General features: G+C 63.4%; 17 protein-coding genes. 13 read left to right on the top strand and 4 right to left on the bottom strand.

The window, feature by feature from the left end; all coding sequences use genetic code 11:
- Nucleotides 1–164: 164 nt before the first annotated feature.
- From C8348_RS15560 to C8348_RS15520, 9 genes are all read left to right on the top strand, one after another.
- Entirely contained in the window at nt 165–2,003 is a 1,839-nt protein-coding gene (locus C8348_RS15560) for an ABC transporter ATP-binding protein (protein ID WP_106754293.1), read from the top strand.
- A gap of 58 nt (nt 2,004–2,061) precedes the next feature.
- Nucleotides 2,062–2,463, top strand: coding sequence for a DUF2177 family protein (locus C8348_RS15555; protein WP_106754292.1), 402 nt, complete (start codon nt 2,062–2,064; stop codon nt 2,461–2,463).
- Between the two features lie 105 nt (nt 2,464–2,568).
- A complete protein-coding gene (locus tag C8348_RS15550) occupies nt 2,569–3,912 on the top strand; it encodes a methyl-accepting chemotaxis protein (RefSeq protein WP_106754291.1) in 1,344 nt (447 codons plus the stop codon).
- 387 nt (nt 3,913–4,299) lie between these two features.
- Nucleotides 4,300–4,737, top strand: a complete 438-nt coding sequence (locus tag C8348_RS15545) for a hypothetical protein (RefSeq protein ID WP_106754290.1) — start codon at nt 4,300–4,302, stop codon at nt 4,735–4,737.
- Nucleotides 4,721–6,559, top strand: coding sequence for an ABC transporter ATP-binding protein (locus C8348_RS15540; RefSeq protein WP_106754289.1), 1,839 nt, complete (start codon nt 4,721–4,723; stop codon nt 6,557–6,559). Before C8348_RS15545 ends, C8348_RS15540 begins: the two co-directional genes overlap by 17 nt.
- A gap of 302 nt (nt 6,560–6,861) precedes the next feature.
- Nucleotides 6,862–7,422 carry a ubiquinol-cytochrome c reductase iron-sulfur subunit gene (gene petA / locus C8348_RS15535; RefSeq protein ID WP_106754288.1) on the top strand — a complete coding sequence of 187 codons (561 nt, stop codon included), beginning with the start codon at nt 6,862–6,864 and terminating at the stop codon, nt 7,420–7,422.
- A gap of 23 nt (nt 7,423–7,445) precedes the next feature.
- On the top strand, nt 7,446–8,711 hold the full coding sequence (locus C8348_RS15530) for a cytochrome b (RefSeq protein WP_106754287.1): 1,266 nt from the start codon (nt 7,446–7,448) through the stop codon (nt 8,709–8,711).
- Between the two features lie 30 nt (nt 8,712–8,741).
- Nucleotides 8,742–9,584 (top strand): cytochrome c1, encoded by an 843-nt coding sequence (locus tag C8348_RS15525; RefSeq protein ID WP_106754286.1) that lies wholly within the window; start codon nt 8,742–8,744, stop codon nt 9,582–9,584.
- 433 nt (nt 9,585–10,017) lie between these two features.
- Entirely contained in the window at nt 10,018–10,893 is an 876-nt protein-coding gene (locus tag C8348_RS15520; RefSeq protein ID WP_106754285.1) for an S-methyl-5'-thioadenosine phosphorylase, read from the top strand.
- A gap of 24 nt (nt 10,894–10,917) precedes the next feature.
- Here the strand turns inward: C8348_RS15520 and C8348_RS15515 are convergent, their stop codons facing one another.
- Nucleotides 10,918–11,553: a LysE family translocator gene (locus C8348_RS15515; RefSeq protein ID WP_106754284.1), complete on the bottom strand. Its 636-nt coding sequence runs from the start codon at nt 11,551–11,553 to the stop codon at nt 10,918–10,920.
- A 163-nt stretch (nt 11,554–11,716) separates the two neighbouring features.
- Here C8348_RS15515 and C8348_RS15510 point away from each other — a divergent pair, with 163 nt between their 5' ends.
- The 3 genes from C8348_RS15510 to C8348_RS15500 are packed head-to-tail and all read left to right on the top strand — an operon-like array spanning nt 11,717 to nt 13,409.
- Nucleotides 11,717–12,265, top strand: coding sequence for an adenine phosphoribosyltransferase (locus C8348_RS15510; protein ID WP_198647084.1), 549 nt, complete (start codon nt 11,717–11,719; stop codon nt 12,263–12,265).
- The gene (gene bluB / locus C8348_RS15505) at nt 12,262–12,921 is read left to right on the top strand and encodes a 5,6-dimethylbenzimidazole synthase (protein WP_425270827.1); all 660 of its coding nucleotides are present in this window, start codon (nt 12,262–12,264) and stop codon (nt 12,919–12,921) included. Before C8348_RS15510 ends, bluB begins: the two co-directional genes overlap by 4 nt.
- Nucleotides 12,922–12,929: 8 nt before the next feature.
- On the top strand, nt 12,930–13,409 hold the full coding sequence (locus C8348_RS15500) for a GNAT family N-acetyltransferase (protein ID WP_106754282.1): 480 nt from the start codon (nt 12,930–12,932) through the stop codon (nt 13,407–13,409).
- 175 nt (nt 13,410–13,584) lie between these two features.
- Here the strand turns inward: C8348_RS15500 and C8348_RS15495 are convergent, their stop codons facing one another.
- From C8348_RS15495 to mbfA, 3 genes are all read right to left on the bottom strand, one after another.
- The gene (locus C8348_RS15495) at nt 13,585–14,070 is read right to left on the bottom strand and encodes a MaoC family dehydratase (protein ID WP_106754281.1); all 486 of its coding nucleotides are present in this window, start codon (nt 14,068–14,070) and stop codon (nt 13,585–13,587) included.
- Nucleotides 14,067–14,525, bottom strand: coding sequence for a MaoC family dehydratase (locus C8348_RS15490; protein WP_106754280.1), 459 nt, complete (start codon nt 14,523–14,525; stop codon nt 14,067–14,069). Before C8348_RS15490 ends, C8348_RS15495 begins: the two co-directional genes overlap by 4 nt.
- Before the next feature lie 66 nt (nt 14,526–14,591).
- Nucleotides 14,592–15,575 carry an iron exporter MbfA gene (mbfA, locus tag C8348_RS15485; RefSeq protein WP_106754406.1) on the bottom strand — a complete coding sequence of 328 codons (984 nt, stop codon included), beginning with the start codon at nt 15,573–15,575 and terminating at the stop codon, nt 14,592–14,594.
- A 108-nt stretch (nt 15,576–15,683) separates the two neighbouring features.
- Here mbfA and C8348_RS15480 point away from each other — a divergent pair, with 108 nt between their 5' ends.
- The gene (locus C8348_RS15480; RefSeq protein ID WP_106754279.1) at nt 15,684–16,580 is read left to right on the top strand and encodes an AraC family transcriptional regulator; all 897 of its coding nucleotides are present in this window, start codon (nt 15,684–15,686) and stop codon (nt 16,578–16,580) included.
- The last annotated feature ends 40 nt before the right edge of the window (nt 16,581–16,620 follow it).

Raw genomic sequence — 16,620 nt, 5'->3', positions numbered from 1 at the left:
GTCACGCATGGCACCCTGCGTGGAATGATGCACCGGAGTGCGCTGTTCCAGCCGGTCGCACCCGGAACTGACCAGCCTTGAGACACTTAATCGCTGGCCAGCACGAAGTGGGATGCTACATAGACCCTCGGGAGAGATACGCACCTAGCACCGGACCCAAGGCCTTGCAGTTCATCTACCGCCTGTTCGAAGGCTGGATCGACCCGTTCCAGCCGGTTGCCTCCCGCGCCTTGCCCTCGTCGGCGCTGGCGTTCCTGCGCCTTTATGTCTGGCAATGCCGCTGGCCTTTCCTGCTCATGCTGGTGCTGGGCGGTCTGACAGCCGCCATCGAGGCCGGGATCTATAGTTTCATCGGCACCATCGTCGACATGCTGGATGCTGCCCGGCCCGAGCGCCTGTTCTCGGATCACGCGCTGACGCTGCTCGGCATGGCTTTTGTCGTCCTGGTGCTGCGGACGGTTGTTGCTGCCGGCACGGCGCTGGTCGAAGAGCAGACGGTTATTCCGGGCTTCAACAACCTGATCCGCTGGCAGGCGCATCGCCGCATCATGGATCAGAGCCTCGGCTTCTTCCATGACGAGTTTGCCGGCCGCATCTCCTCCAAGGTCTGGCAGTCCGGGCAGGCAGCGGGCGAATTCATGGTCACCCTGCTGCAGGTGGTCTGGTACATCCTCGTCTATGCGGTGGCCACCATGCTGATGCTGGGCGATCTGGATGTGCGCCTGGCGCTGCTGGTTGCCCTGTGGCTCGTGGCTTTCGTCATCATCGCGCGGATCTATGTGCCGCGCATCCGGGAGCAGTCGAAGGCCTCCGCGCATGCCGCGTCTGGCCTCACCGGCCGCCTGGTCGACACCTACACCAACATCCAAACGGTGAAACTGTTCGGGTCGCGCGATGGCGAATCTGCCGGAATGCAGGACCAGTTCGGGATCTATCTTGGTGTCCTCAAACGGTTCACCCGCAATCTCACGGAAGTCCGCTCCCTCATGTCCCTGCTTTCGGGGGCGATGATGGTGGCGATCTCCGGCTTTGCCCTGCATCTGTGGCAGGGCGGCGGCCTGACGACCGGTGACGTCGCGCTGACACTTGGCCTCGTGCTGCGCCTCAACCTGCTGCTTGGCCGCATGCTCGGCCAGCTCAACGGCCTGTTCCGCCTCTTTGGCACCCTGCAGGACAGCGTCGAGCTGATTTCGCGGCCGGTCACGGTGACCGATGCCGCCGATGCCAGACCCCTCGTCGTGAAGCAGGGCGGGCTCGCCTTCGAAAACGTCACCTTCCATTATGGCAAGGGCGAAGGCGTGCTCGAAAACCTGAACTTTGCAGCGCGTCCTGGCGAAAAGATCGGCATTGTCGGCCCGTCCGGCGCCGGCAAGTCGACCTTGGCAACGCTCTTGCTGCGGTTCCATGATGTCGAGGCGGGCAGGGTGCTCATCGATGGGCAGGACGTGCGTGAGGTGACCCAGGCGTCCCTGCGTGCCTGCATCGGCATGGTGGCGCAGGATACCTCGCTCCTGCACCGCTCGATCCGCGACAACATCCTCTATGGCCGTCCGGATGCGTCCGAGGCGGATCTCGTCGCCGCGACCACCCAGGCCCATGCGCTTGGCTTCATCGAGGAACTGGTCGACATGAAGGGCCGGCGCGGCTTCGATGCCCAGGTCGGCGAGCGCGGCGTCAAGCTCTCCGGCGGCCAGCGCCAGCGCATCGCCATCGCCCGTGTCCTGTTGAAGAACGCACCGATCCTGATCCTCGACGAGGCAACGTCGGCGCTCGATTCCGAGGTCGAGGCGGTGATCCAGGAGAATCTTGCGCCGCTGATGGTCGGCAAGACCGTGCTCGCTATCGCCCACCGCCTGTCGACCATCGCCGCCATGGACCGTCTGCTGGTGATGGACGGCGGCCGCATTGTCGAGGAAGGCAACCATGACGCGCTGCTGGCGCGCGGCGGGCTCTACGCCGACCTGTGGGCGCGGCAATCCGGCGGTTTTCTGGCCGAGGCATGAGGCTGCGGTGATCTATACCAGGCCATGCGCCGTAAGCCTTGGAAAAGGAACCGGACGCATGGCCCAGATTCTCGTCGCCTATGGCACGACCGCTGCAATTTTTCTCGCCATTGATGCGATCTGGCTGTCGCAGATCGCGACCAGGTTCTATTTCGACCGTATTGGCCATCTGCTGATGGACAAGCCAAACCTCGGTGCGGCAGCGATTTTCTATATTGTCTATGTCGTTGGGATTGTTATTTTTGCGGTGCTTCCGGCGCTGCGCAACGAGTCCTTCTGGCATGCGCTGGTCTACGGCGGACTGTTCGGTTTCTTCGCCTATCTGACCTATGACATGACCAATTTCGCAACGATGCGGGACTGGCCCTTTATCGTTGTCGTTGTTGATGTCGTATGGGGCACGGTGCTGACCGGCGTTGCCGCTGCTGGCGGATATTACCTCACGCAGAAACTGATCTAGCAATCATTGCGCGTACGTCCATAGAAAATTTACTCAAACTCTCCAGTATTGAACCCGAGTGAAAGGCCGGTCAGGTCAGTTTCTTTCGTACTGCGGGTTCAAACTATGTCTCATTCCCTGAATGCTGGCCTGCGTCTGCCAATCATCGGTCGCTTCCTGATCCTTGTCGTCTCTGCGGCTGCGATCATGGTCGCGGGAACAGGATACGCCTTCTACGTCTTCCGCATGGCCTTGACCCGCTCCCTTGCCAATCCGACCGAGGCACAAGGCTTCCTCGGGCCAGACGGTGCAGCCCGCGTTGACAGTCTGATCCTTGACCAGATGCTGCAGATCGTTCTGGTCTGCACGCCGGTGGGCATCGCGTTTCTCGGCCTTGCCATCATGCTGGCCCTGGGCGTTGCCCGGCCGCTGAAGCGGCTTCAGGGCGGTCTGACCCGTCTTTCCCATGGCGATCTGGATGTCGACATCGACGGTGCCGACCGGTCCGACGAGATCGGGGATATTGCCCGTTCGGTGCTTGAGTTTCGTGGCAAGCTGGCCGCGCGCGCCCGCGAGGAATCCTCCCGCCAGGCGATGCAGCAGCAGCATATCGAGGAAGAGCGCAAGGCGCTGATGCGCGACATCGCCGATGATTTCGAGCGGTCCGTCCTGACCGCCGTGCAATCCCTTGACGAGACCGCAAAGGCAGTCGGTACCAATGCCGGCGAGTTGCGCGATGCCGTGAGCCGGTCCTCGCGTGCGGTATCCGAAGTCAGCACGGCGACAGCTGAGTCCGGGCAATCGGTCAGCAGCATGTCCGATGCAGCGGATCTGCTTGCCCAGTCCATCGCCGGTATCACCGAAGACGTGCAGCAGGCCTCGCTGATTGCCGGCAGCGCCGTCGAGGAGGCGCGCCAGACCGATGCCATTGTCGGGCGCTTGGCTGAAACCGGCCGCGCGATTGGCGAGGTCGTTGAACTGATCAGCCAGATCGCCAACCAGACCAATCTCCTTGCGCTCAACGCCACCATTGAGGCCGCGCGGGCCGGGGAGGCGGGGCGCGGTTTCGCCGTCGTCGCCAACGAGGTCAAGGCGCTGGCCGGGCAGACCACCCAGGCTACCGAGGAAATCACCGCGCAGGTGGCATCGGTCCAGAGCGTGGCCGATCAGGCCGTCGGCGCGATCCGCTCCATCGCCGGAACCATCGACCGGATCAGCGACATTTCGAACACCATCCGTGCCTCGATCCAGCAGCAGGCCGAGGCAACCGATGCGATCGGCCGTTCAGTCTCGGTCGCGACCTCCAGCACCGCCCGCGTCGACAGCAACGTTGACCAGCTTGCCGGCGCCATGCAGGCCAGTTCCCGCGCCACCGACGAGATGCAATCCGCGTCCGGCCAGCTTGGAAGCCTGTCAGGTGAGTTGCAGGCGCAGGTCCGCCAGTTCCTCACGAGCATCCGCGCAGCCTGACGGCTCTGCAACCCCAGTTTGTTGCTGAATGGCCACAGCTGCGTCAAAACGCGCCTGTGGCCGCATTGTATAGCTTTTCCTATAGAGCCGATTCGGCTATGTCTTTCCTCGCATCCGGTGGCGGATGCACCTTGGCACTTTGACCCCAAATCGAACCTCAGGAGGGTGTACATGACCATTGCGTCGCGCGTCTGCATGACCGTCGCCCTGCATCTGGGCTCGATCGCCAAGTCTGCCTGCTCCCCGCAGGCCTGACCCAAAGCTCAAAACTCCAGCTGATCTGTCACCGGTCCAAGCCGCGTCGCCAAGACGACGGGCTGCAGCCGCCTTTTTCCGGTTCCTGTTTTCCGGTGGCATTCTGACATCTTTCCTGCCTGGAGCAGACCCATGACCGTTCGTTACCCGATGGACCCGTTCGCGCTGCCGAACGGTCCGGATGTAGACTTCCCTTTTGCCGGCGCCCGCCGCCCGGCAGCCGTGTCGCCGGCCCGCCGGTTGCGCCTTGCCGTTCTGGCCGTTGCGGGCTTTGCCGCCGTTGTCGCTGTCGTCGCGGCAGTCCTGTTCATGCCTGTGCTGCTGCATGACCTGATGTCGTTGCAGGCCGTGCAGCGTCATGGTCAGGTCATGCTGATGGCCCAGTACACCGACCGCCTGCTGTCGCTGTTCCTTGGCACGATGGTGCTGTCAGGCGCCCTGGTCAGCTTTGCGCTGGCTGTGGTCTTGTCGGCGCGCCGGTCGAAGACGCTTGCCCCTGTCCGCCGTGCGCGGGCCAAAACCCGGGCTCAAGATGCCCGCTCGGAGTTGACTGATGTTCTCGCGATTTGAACGCATGGTCGATCCCTTCGTCGACACGGACCTGTCCGTGCCGCCGAAGGGCTTTGCGGCCTTCTGCTGGTACTATACCCGGCCGGTGATGCCGATCCTGCTGGCGGTGGCGCTGTTCGCGGCGCTCATCGCGGTGCTGCAGGTGACGATCTTCACCTATCTCGGTGATCTGGTGAACTGGCTGTCGACGGCGGACCGGGACACGTTCCTGGCCGACAACTGGCATCATCTCTTGTGGATGGGCCTCGTGATCCTGTTGTTCCTGCCGGTGATCGAGGTGCTGTTCGAATTGCTGATGCACCAGAGCCTGCTCGGCCCCTATCCGATGTCGATCCGCTGGCGCGTGCACCGCTATCTGCTGCGCCAGAGCATGACTTTCTATCACAATGACTTCGCCGGCCGCATCGCCAACAAGATGATGCAGACGGCGCTGGCCGTGCGTGAGGTGGTGACCAAGATCGTCGACATCTTCGTCTATGTCGTCGTCTATTTCACCAGCGCCGTGATCGTCGTTGGCGATGCAAATCTCTATCTGGCCCTGCCGTTGCTGGTGTGGCTGGCGGCCTATCTGGCGGTATTACGGGTCTTCATCCCGCGCCTGAAGGATATTTCCCAGGAACAGGCCGATGCCCGTTCGGTGATGACCGGTCATGTGGTCGATGCCTATACCAACATCGCCACCGTCAAGCTGTTCTCCCATGCCGACCGGGAAGAGACCTACGCCCGAAAGTCGATGACGGTGTTTCTCGACTCTGTCTTTGGGCAGATGCGGCTGGTGACGATCCTCAACTCGACGCTGACCTTGATCAACAACCTGTTGCTGTTCTCGACGGGGGCAATGGCGATCTACCTGTGGCAGATCGATGTGGTCACCACCGGCGACATCGCAATCGCCATTGCGCTCATCCTGCGTCTTCAGGGCATGTCGCAATGGATCCTGTGGGAAGTCTCGGGCCTGTTTGAAAACGTCGGCACGGTGCAGGACGGCATTGGCACCATCTCGCGCGAACGGGACGTTGCCGATATCGCGCAAGCCCGGCCGCTGTCGGTGCCACATGGCGAGATTTCCTTCCGGAATGTCAACTTCCACTATGGCAAGACCGGCGGCGTGATCGAGGGGCTTTCCCTGGACATTCGTCCGGGCGAGAAGATCGGCCTGATCGGCCGCTCCGGGGCTGGCAAGTCGACCTTGGTCAATCTTTTGCTGCGTTTCTACGACGTGGAAAGCGGCCAGATCCTGATCGATGGCCAGGACATTTCGCAAGTCCGTCAGGATGACCTGCGTGCCAACATCGGCGTGGTGACACAGGATACGTCCCTGCTGCACCGCTCGATCTTCGAGAACGTCTCCTATGGGGCGCCGGATGCGTCGGAAGCGGACGTGCTGGAAGCGCTGCGCAAGGCCCACGCACTCGACTTCGTTGGCCAGCTGGAAGACAAGGATGGCCGGCGGGGGCTGTCGGCCCAGGTCGGCGAGCGGGGCGTCAAGCTGTCCGGCGGACAGCGCCAGCGCATCGCCATTGCCCGGGTGCTGCTCAAGAACGCCCCCATTCTCGTTCTGGACGAGGCAACCTCAGCCCTCGATTCCGAGGTCGAGGCGGCGATCCAGGACAGCCTGTTCGACCTGATGGAGGGCAAGACGGTGATCGCCATCGCCCACCGCCTGTCGACCATTGCCGCCATGGACCGGTTGATCGTCCTCGAAAAGGGGCGAATCATCGAGATGGGCCGGCATGAGGATCTGCTGGCGGCAGGCGGGCTCTATGCCCAGCTCTGGACGCATCAGTCCGGTGGATTCCTGCCTTCGCATGCAGAAGCCTGAACATAAAGCGGGGGATGGAGCCTTGTGCGCCGTTCCCCCCTTCCAATCCCGGCGCTTTCGCGGCATCAAAGGGGCGAGGGCGAGACGGGAAGCGGTGCGACATTTGGGACTGCATCCACTGGCGATCTGGACAAGCCCGTAGAAGGGTGCAAAAAGACGAGCCACTTGGTGAGGTGCGGGTGAATGCCGCACCCGTCTGCCGTTGATGCCTGCGCCGGGCTGCCTAAGGTTCACTTGAGAGCCGCAGCAGTCTGCCTGTGGGCATTCGGTATACGTGGAACAAGTATCGAGAGGACGCGACCTTGGCACATACCCATTCGGCGGAACCGACCCGCCGTGACTTCCTCTATCTTGCGACGGGCGCAATGGGCGTTGTCGGCGCAGGCGCCGTCGCCTGGCCCTTCATCGACCAGATGAACCCGGATGCGTCTGCGCTGGCTCTGGCTTCCATCGAGGTGGACGTGTCCGCCGTCGAGGTTGGGCAGTCGATCACCGTGAAGTGGCGTGGCAAGCCGGTTTTCATCCGTCACCGTACGGAAAAGGAAATCGAAGAGGCCAAGGCCGTTCCGATCAGCGCGCTGCCGGACAAGCTGGCCCGTAACTCGAACCTGCCGGACACGGCCGAGGCAACCGACACCAACCGCGCAGCTGAAGGCAAGGAGCCTTGGCTGGTGATGGTCGGGATCTGCACCCACCTCGGCTGCGTACCGATCGGCGATGCCGGTGACTTCGGTGGCTGGTTCTGCCCGTGCCACGGGTCGCACTATGATACCGCCGGCCGCATCCGTGTCGGGCCTGCACCTGAAAACCTGCTGGTCCCGCCCTATGCGTTCGTTGACGACGCAAAGATCACCATCGGTTGAGCCGCAGCCCTGAGGAGACAGCCATGGCTGGACATTCCAATTACGTTCCGCAGAGCGCGGCGGCAAAGTGGCTTGAAAGCCGCCTGCCAGTCATTTCGCTCGTTCGCGGATCCTTCGTCGATTTCCCGACCCCGAAGAACCTCAACTACTGGTGGACCTTCGGCGGTATCCTGTTCTTCATGCTCATCTCGCAGATCATCACCGGCATCGTGCTGGTGATGCACTACACGCCGAGCACTGCAGCTGCCTTTGACAGCGTCGAGCACATCATGCGTGATGTGAATTTCGGCTGGCTTTTGCGCTACATGCACTCCAACGGCGCGTCGTTGTTCTTCATCGCTGTCTACATCCACATTTTCCGCGGTCTCTATTACGGCTCCTACAAGGCGCCGCGCGAGATCTCGTGGATCCTGGGCGTGGTGATCTTCCTCATCATGATGGGCACCGCCTTCATGGGCTACGTGCTGCCGTGGGGCCAGATGTCCTTCTGGGGTGCGACCGTGATCACCAACCTCTTCTCGGCCATTCCGGTGGTCGGTGAGGCTGTGCGCACCTGGCTTTGGGGTGGCTTCGCCGTCGATAACCCGACGCTGAACCGCTTCTTCTCGCTGCACTACCTGCTGCCGTTCATGATCTTCGGCGTCGTTCTGCTGCACGTGTGGGCTTTCCACACCACCGGCAACAACAACCCGACCGGCGTGCAGCCGAAGTCCAACCAGGACACGCTGCCGTTCCACCCCTATTACACGATCAAGGACCTGTTCGCGATCGTGGTCTTTATGATCCTGTTCGCCTACTTTGTGTTCTACGTGCCTAACTACATGGGGCACCCGGACAACTACATCGAGGCGAACCCGCTCGTGACGCCGGCGCATATCGTTCCGGAATGGTACTTCCTGCCGTTCTACGCGATCCTGCGCGCGGTTCCGGACAAGCTCGGCGGCGTGCTGGCCATGTTCGGTGCCATTGCGGTCCTGTTCATCCTGCCCTGGCTGGATACGTCCAAGGTTCGCTCCGGTGTCTATCGCCCGCTGTTCAAGCAGTTCTTCTGGATCTTCGCGATCAACGCTCTTGCCCTCGGCTACCTCGGCGCCATGCCGGCGGAAGGCATCTACGTGATCCTGTCGCGGATCTGCACCGTCTACTATTTCGCCCACTTCCTCGTGATCCTGCCGCTGCTCGGCTTCCTTGAGAAGCCGCTGCCGATCCCGGCATCGATTTCGGACGCGGTGCTGGCGAGTGGGGCCGGAAAGCCTGCGGCTGCTGTTGCAGCACCGCAATCCAAGTAAGTGACGGTTAAGGTTCAGGAGTTTTTGAACATGAGCATCATGATCAAGACGGTCCGCGCCCTTGCCGCCGCCGTCGTCCTCGCGGCCACCGCACCGGCATTCGCTGCCGGTTCGGGCCCGCATATCGAACGCCAGCAATGGTCCTTCGCAGGTCCGTTCGGCACCTTTGACCGGGCGCAGCTGCAGCGCGGTTTCAAGGTCTACAAGGAAGTCTGCGCGTCATGCCACGGCCTGCGTCAGGTTGCTTTCCGCAACCTGGCCCAGGAGGGCGGTCCGTCCTTCACCGAGGAGCAGGCCAAGGTCATCGCAGCCGAATACACGGTTGTCGATGGTCCGAATGATGACGGCGACATGTACGAGCGTCCTGCCATCCTCGCCGACAAGTTTCCGTCGCCGTTCCCGAACGAGCAAGCGGCGCGCGCGTCCAACGGTGGTGCCTATCCGCCGGACTTCTCGCTTCTGGCCAAGGCCCGTGCGGCGCACCGCGGGTTCCCGTGGTTCGTCTTCGATGCCTTCACGCAGTACAATGAGCAGGGGGCAGACTACATCTATGCCCTGCTGACCGGTTACGACGAGAACGTTCCGGAAGGCGTGGTCATCAACGCGGGTCAGTACTACAACCCGAAGTTCCTGGCCGGCAATGCCATCGGCATGGCCCCGCCGATCTCGGACGAGCAGGTGGAGTACACCGACGGCACACCGATGACCGTCGACCAGTATTCCCGCGACGTCGCCGCCTTCATGATGTGGGCTGCCGAACCGAAGCTGGAAGAGCGCAAGGCCATGGGCTTCCGCGTCATCGTCTTCCTTCTCGTCTTCGCCTCGCTGCTCTACTTCACCAAGAAGAAGATCTGGCGCAACATCGCCCACTAAGGGCATCACGTTCTGCGATCTCATCAAGGCCGCCGTGGCACCACGGCGGCCCTTTTTGCTTTTGGGGCAGCGCCGCCATTCCGGACAGATACCGCAGGCCTCTCCCGGATAAGCCTGTCCGGAGACATCATTTCTTCGTCGCTCCTGCGAAGGCAGGAGCCCAGTAACCCCGGTCTTAGGTAGTGAGTTGAGCGGGTGTGTCAGCCCCCAAGACGGTATGGGTTGCCGCTTGTGCGCCGCATCCAGCCGCACCGATTTCTGGGCTCCTGCCTTCGCAGGAGCGACGAGGGGTGGGTGGACGGGCTGATCCCCATGGCCCTGATGCGAGATCCTACTCTTGCGCTGGATGCGCCACCTCATAAGCCGGCTGTCTTCCTTGTGTCAGGCAGCCACACTAGTCTGCGGGAATCAGCCGGATAGAAGGGAGCGCAGCATGACAGCATCGGTATTGGGGATCATCGGCGGATCAGGGATCTACGATCTGCCCGGGCTTGAGGGCGCCGAGTGGGTCCATGTCGACAGCCCCTGGGGCGCGCCGTCCGATGATTTGCGCATCGGCACCATCGACGGTCTGAAGGTTGTCTTCCTCCCGCGCCATGGCCGTGGACATGTCCATTCGCCCTCGGACATCAACTACCGCGCCAACATCGATGCCATGAAGCGCTGTGGCGTTACCGATCTTGTGTCGGTCTCCGCCTGTGGTTCGCTCAAGGAGGAACTCGCGCCCGGCACCTTCGTGCTGGTGGAGCAGTTCATCGACCGTACCTTCGCCCGGCCGAAATCCTTCTTCAGCTCCGGCTGTGTCGCCCATGTGTCCATGGCCTATCCGGTCAGCCCGCGGCTTGTTGATCACATCGAGGCGGCCGCCCGGGCCGAGGATCTCAAGTACCGGCGCGGCGGTACCTATCTGGCGATGGAAGGCCCGCAGTTCTCCTCGCTCGCCGAGAGCCATCTCTACCGCGCCTGGGGCTGTGATGTCATCGGCATGACCAACATGCCCGAGGCCAAGCTCGCCCGGGAAGCCGAGATCTGCTACGCGACCATTGCCATGGTCACCGACTACGACAGCTGGCATCCCGACCATGGCGAAGTCGACATCCAGTCGATCATCCGGGTGCTGCACGCCAACGCGCACAACGCCCAGCGGCTCGTTGCCCGTCTGGCGCGCGATCTGCCGCGCAGCCATGAGCCATGTCCGGTGGGCTCCGACCGCGCCCTTGATCACGCCATCATGACCGCACCGGACAAGCTCGACCCTGCGCTGATGGCCAAGCTGTCGGCCATCACCGCGCGCGTGCTGGGGGACTGAGGCCAAATCTCAGGAGCAATGGCCTCAGCGCTGCTGCATCGCCAGCCGCAGGCCAAGGCCGACGAAGATCGCGCCGAGGCCCCGGTCCATCCACATGGCCAGGCGCGGGCTCTGCCGCAGATGGCTGGTCAACCGTTCGCCGACCAGCACCAGCGGCGGTTCGATGCAGGCAGCGATGAGCACCACGAGAAAGCCATGCAGGAACAGCTGGGCCCCGACGGGCCCGGCGCCGGGCACCACGAACTGCGGCAGGAAGGCAAGGAAGAACATGCCGACCTTCGGATTGAGCAGCGACACGATCACGCCCTGCCGGTAGATCGCCAACACCTTCCGCTCGTCCATCGCCTTGCCGGCCAGCAACACGCTGCCCTTCGAGCGCAGCGCCTGGATGCCGAGCCAGATCAGATAGGCAGCGCCCGCCCATTTCACGATGGAAAAGGCTACTGCGGAGGCAGCCAGAATGGCGGACAGCCCGGCAGCAGCCATCAGCACGTGACCGAAGGCCCCCGTCCAGATCCCGAACATCGCTGCAAAGCCCGCCTTTCGCCCGCCCGCCGCGGTCTGCGCCAGGATGAAGGCGAAGTCCGGCCCCGGCGACAGGTTGAGCAACAGGGCTGCGGTGAAGAACGTGGTCCAGTGCAGCAGGGAATAGTCGAACATGAACGATCCGGTCGGAGAGGGGCGGTGTCCGGTGCTGACCGGCGCGCCCAAGCTGGGGGCAGGCGGCAAGGGAGCTGGTACCGGCTGCCGCAACTCCTGTATAACCGGCAAAACAGCCGGCCAACAGGGCGGCAGGTAAAGCTTTTTCAGGTGGACCGCAGACATGGACATGCCCAGCGTTTCGGACGAACTCATCGAGGCCATCCGCACCATTCCGGATTATCCCAAGCCCGGCATCCTCTTCCGTGACATCACGACGCTGCTCGGCAATGCCCGCGCTTTCCGCCGTGCCGTCGACGCGCTGGTCCAGCCCTGGGCCGGGTCCAAGGTCGAGCAGATCGCCGGCATCGAGGCGCGCGGCTTCATCCTCGGCGGGGCGGTGGCACATCAGCTCTCGGCCGGCTTCGTGCCAATCCGCAAGAAGGGCAAGCTGCCGCACGAAACCGTCCGCATTGCCTATTCGCTCGAATATGGCCTCGACGAGATGGAAATGCACAAGGACGCCATCCAGCCGGGCGACAAGGTGATCGTCGTCGACGACCTGATCGCCACGGGTGGCACCGCCGAGGCGGCCTGCAAGCTTCTGCGCGGGCAGGGGGCGGAGATCGTCGCTGCCTGTTTCATTGTTGACCTGCCGGATCTGGGTGGCCGCGCCAAGCTGGAGGCCCTGGGTGTGCCCGTTCGCACGCTGGTGGCTTTCCCGGGCCACTGACCGTGACCGCCCCCACCGGAGCCCCGCCCAGGTTCGACGCCCGCTTCCGCGCGGAGTTCGAGACACTGTTGCGCTGGCGCCGCGATGTCCGCCGCTTCCGGACCGATCCGCTGGACGCCGGGCTGGTGGAGGAGATCCTGCGCCTTGCCGATCTGTCGCCCTCGGTCGGCAACAGCCAGCCCTGGCGCATCGTGCTTGTTGAGAGCGCCCCGGTCCGGGCCGCCGTCCAGGCCAGCTTCGAGGCCGAAAATGCCCGTGCCGCCGAGGCCTATGACAGCGAGCGGTCCGCCCTTTATGCCCGGCTCAAGCTGGCCGGGCTGAAGGAGGCGCCGGTTCAGCTCGCCATCTTCTGCGATCCCGATCCCTTGCAGGGGCAGGGCCTTGGCCGCGCCACCATGCCCGCCACGCTGGCCCATTCCGTTGCCGGCATGGTCCAGGCGTTGTGGCTGGCCGCGCGGATGCTCGGCGTCGGTGTCGGCTGGGTCTCGATCCTCGACCCGCAGGCCGTGCAGAGCGCGCTGGATGTTCCGCCAAACTGGCAGCTTGTGGCCTATCTCTGCCTCGGGTATCCGGTAGAGGAACACATCGATCCGGAACTCGAGCGCGAAGGCTGGCAGGCCCGCACGCCGCTTTCCACACGCCTTCTCAGCCGATAGGACCGCCCATGCCCGCCCTGATCCGTGCCATTGAGGAAGCTGATCGTCCGGCCGTCACCCGCCTTCTGACCGACCGCTGGGCCTCGCCGGACATCCTGATCGAAGGCGAAATGATCGACGCTTCAGCCCTGCCGGGCTTTCTGGCAGAGGACACTGGCGACCTGGTCGGCCTCGTCACGCTGATCAAGCGCGACACCGAATGGGAGATCCTGACGCTCGATTCGCTCAGCCGCTGGGCCGGAACCGGCACCCAGCTGCTCGACGCTGTGGTGCAGGATGCGCGCCGCCAGGGCCTGACCCGCCTGATGGTCCGCACCTCCAACGACAATCTCGACGCCTTCCGCTTCTACCAGCGCCGTGGCTTCCGTCTTGAACGGGTCGTCCCGGGCGTCATCGACGCCGAACGCCGCCTCAAGCCGGAAATCCCGATCATTGGTGAATACGGCATTCCGTTGCACGACGAGATCGTCTTCGGCCGCGAGATCTGAAGCCGGGTCGGTTTTTCATTTCAGACGGTTACCCCAACCTCTGAGTCATCCCCGCCTGGTGCGGGGATCCATCCGGTCTGAGATCAGGCAGGAACGCTTGCGGAGGCTACCGCCCTGCAAGTGAGATCCCCGCACGAGACGGGGATGACCGCAGCCTGTGGGCCTCCGCCCTTCCTCAGCCCGCCACGGGCCGCTTCGGGATATAGACCTTGCTGTCAAACCTGAACACCACGTCGCCGTGCTGGTTGATCCCCTCGTTGACGCCCAGGATGACGCCCCAGTCGGGCCGTCCCGTCGTCTCGATCTTGCCCGTCACTTCGCTGGCATAACGGATCGTGTCGCCGGCATAGACCGGCTTCACCCACTTGAGGTTTTCAAAGCCCGGGGAAGGGCCGCGCGGCACCGGCATGTCGCCGCGCTGGCGTGCCTCCTCGTCCAGCCGCTGGTGCGTCAGCACGAGCAACCGCATGAACACCGCGCCCGTATGCCAGCCGGACGCGCAGAGCCGGCCGAAATGCGTTGCCGCCGCACCTTCTTCACTCAGATGGAACGGCTGCGGGTCGAACTGGCGCGCAAAGCGGATGATGTCTTCGGCGGTGAACAGATAGCTGCCCAGCTCCAGCCGGTCGCCAATCGCCATGTCTTCGAACCAGGCGCTCATTGGGCCGTCTCCCGGCAGGCAAACAGGATCGGGTTTTCCAGCGTCATGACCACATCGCCGCGCTGGTTGGTAACGGTAAAGCGGAAGCTGACGACGCCAAGCCCGGGCTTCGAGCGCAGCGGGCGGCTGGTCAGTACTTCGGCTTTGGCCGACAGGGTGTCATCGGCATAGACGGGCCGCCGCCACATCAGCTTGTCGATGCCCGGCGCCCCCTGTCCGGCGGCCTGGCCCAGCAATCCGTCCACCAAGAGCCGCATGAAGATCGATGCGGTGTGCCATCCCGACGCCGCAAGGCCGCCGAGCAGCGAGGCCTTGCCCGCTTCCTCGCTGAGGTGAAACGGCTGCGGATCAAACTCGGACGCGAAGGCGATGATCTCGTCCCGCGTCACGCTGCGGCTGCCCAGGTCGATGGTGTCGCCGGGCGTGAAGTCTTCGAAATGGCGATAGGTGCTCATGCAATCCTCTATAGCGCGGCGCAATCGGCAGGACCATACGCTGAAGGATGAGCCGGCCGGCGTCCGTCAGGCGTTGCCGATCAGCACGCCGGCTGCAAATACAAGCGATCCGCCGAGCACAACTTGCAGTGCAGCGCGCCAGAAGGGTGTCTCCATGTAGTGATTCTGGATCCACGCGATGGCCCACAGCTCGATGAACACCACCGCAGTCGCAAGGCTGGTCGCTGTCCAGAAGTCCGGGATCAGGTAGGGCAGGGCATGGCCAAGCCCGCCAATGGTGGTCATGATGCCGGAGGCAAGGCCGCGCTTCAGCGGTGAACCGCGCCCGGACAAGACGCCATCGTCATGGGCGGCCTCGGTGAAGCCCATCGAGATGCCGGCGCCCACCGAGGCCGATAGGCCGACGAGGAACGTCTGCCAGGTGTCCTGCGTTGCAAAGGCCGCCGCAAAGATCGGCGCAAGCGTCGAGACCGAGCCATCCATCAGGCCGGCCAGCCCCGGTTGCACATAGGTCAGGATGAACTGCCGCCGCTCGGACTTGTCTTCTTCCTGGCGCACATCTGCCGGGGTCAGGGCTTCGCCAAGCGCTATGGCCTTCTTTTCATGGCCACGTTCGGCCAGCGCCAGATCGCCGAGCAGCTTGCGCGTGGCCGCATCCGTGGTGCGCTTGGCCGCCTCCTCGTAGAAGCGGGCAGCCTGAAGCTCCATTTCCTCCGCCATCGCCCGGACTTTTTCAAGGCCGAGGGGACGGACCAGCCAGTCCGGCTTGCGGGTGTAGTAGCCGCGCACATGTTCGCGCCGGATCAGCGGAATGGTCTCGCCGAAGCGTGCCCGGAACAGCTCGATCAACCGGTGCCGGTGTTCGCTTTCCTCGGCCGCCATGGCATCGAACACGGCAGCTGAGGCGGGATAGGTCTCGCGCAGCCCGTCGGCATAGGCATTGTAGATGCGCCCATCGTCCTCTTCGGAGGAGATCGCCAGCGCCAGGATTTCAGCCTCGCTGAGGGTCGAGAAATCGCGGCGGCCGCTCGTCAGGAACCGGGACAACATCATCAGGATCCAATCGGGAGAAGGGGGAGGAAACAGCCCTCAATCTAAACCGCAAGATATGTCAAAACCACCCATGATAGGCCGAGTGCGTCAAAGTGAGTGAGCGACATGACCTTCCAGACCCAACCGGACCTGACCCGGGCCATTGCCTACGAACGGCGCTTTGCCCGTGTCATCGAGCATGTGCATGCCCATCTCGACGAGCCGCTCGATCTCGATCAGCTCGCCGATATCGCTGCCCTGTCGCGCTGGCATTGGCATCGGGTGTGGCAGGCGGTCTTTGGGGAAAGCGTCGTGGCGATGGTGCGGCGCCTGCGCCTGCACCGGGCCGCTTCGGCGCTGGCCCATGGCGAGACGGATCTCGAACGGCTGGCCCGGGAGGCCGGTTATGGCAGCCTTGCCGCCTTCACCCGTGCGTTCCGCCAGTCCTACGGCTTGCCGCCGGCAACCTACCGCCAGGAAGGATCGCATCGCCGCTTTGACAAGGACTGGACCCCGCCGATCCCGTCAGGGGCGGACACTACAGGAGCGTATCCGATGCAGGACGTCACCATTCGCCACGAGCCGCAACGCCTTTTCGCCAGCATTCCTCACAAAGGCCCGTATATCGAAATCGGCCGTGCCTTCGAACATCTGATCGGCAGTCTCGCCAGCCGCGGCCTGATGGGCAAGACGGGTCAGATGTTCGGCTTCTACTACAGCGATCCTTCCGTCGTGCCCGAGCCGGATCTGCAATCCATGGCGACCATGGAACTCACGGAGGAAATCGCTTTTGAGGCCCCCTTGCAGCGGTTTGAAATGCCGGCGAGCCGCTATGCCGTCCTGCGGCACAAGGGACCTTATGCCGATATGAGGGCCGCCTATGACTGGCTCTACGGCACCTGGCTGCCGACCTCAGGCGAGGAGTTGGCCGATGCGCCGGTGATGGAAATCTACATCAGCAATCCGCGCGACACGGCCCCTGCCGATATCCTCACCGACATCTGCCTGCCGCTGAAAGGATAGTGCTTTGTCGCAGCCTCGAAGCTCCCCTCCCCCTCGTGGG

The sequence above is a fragment of the Pannonibacter carbonis genome (assembly GCF_003012935.1).
GTDB lineage: Bacteria > Pseudomonadota > Alphaproteobacteria > Rhizobiales > Stappiaceae > Pannonibacter > Pannonibacter carbonis.
Note: the sequence above shows the minus strand (reverse complement) of the source record. Positions and strands in the feature narration are given on the sequence as shown.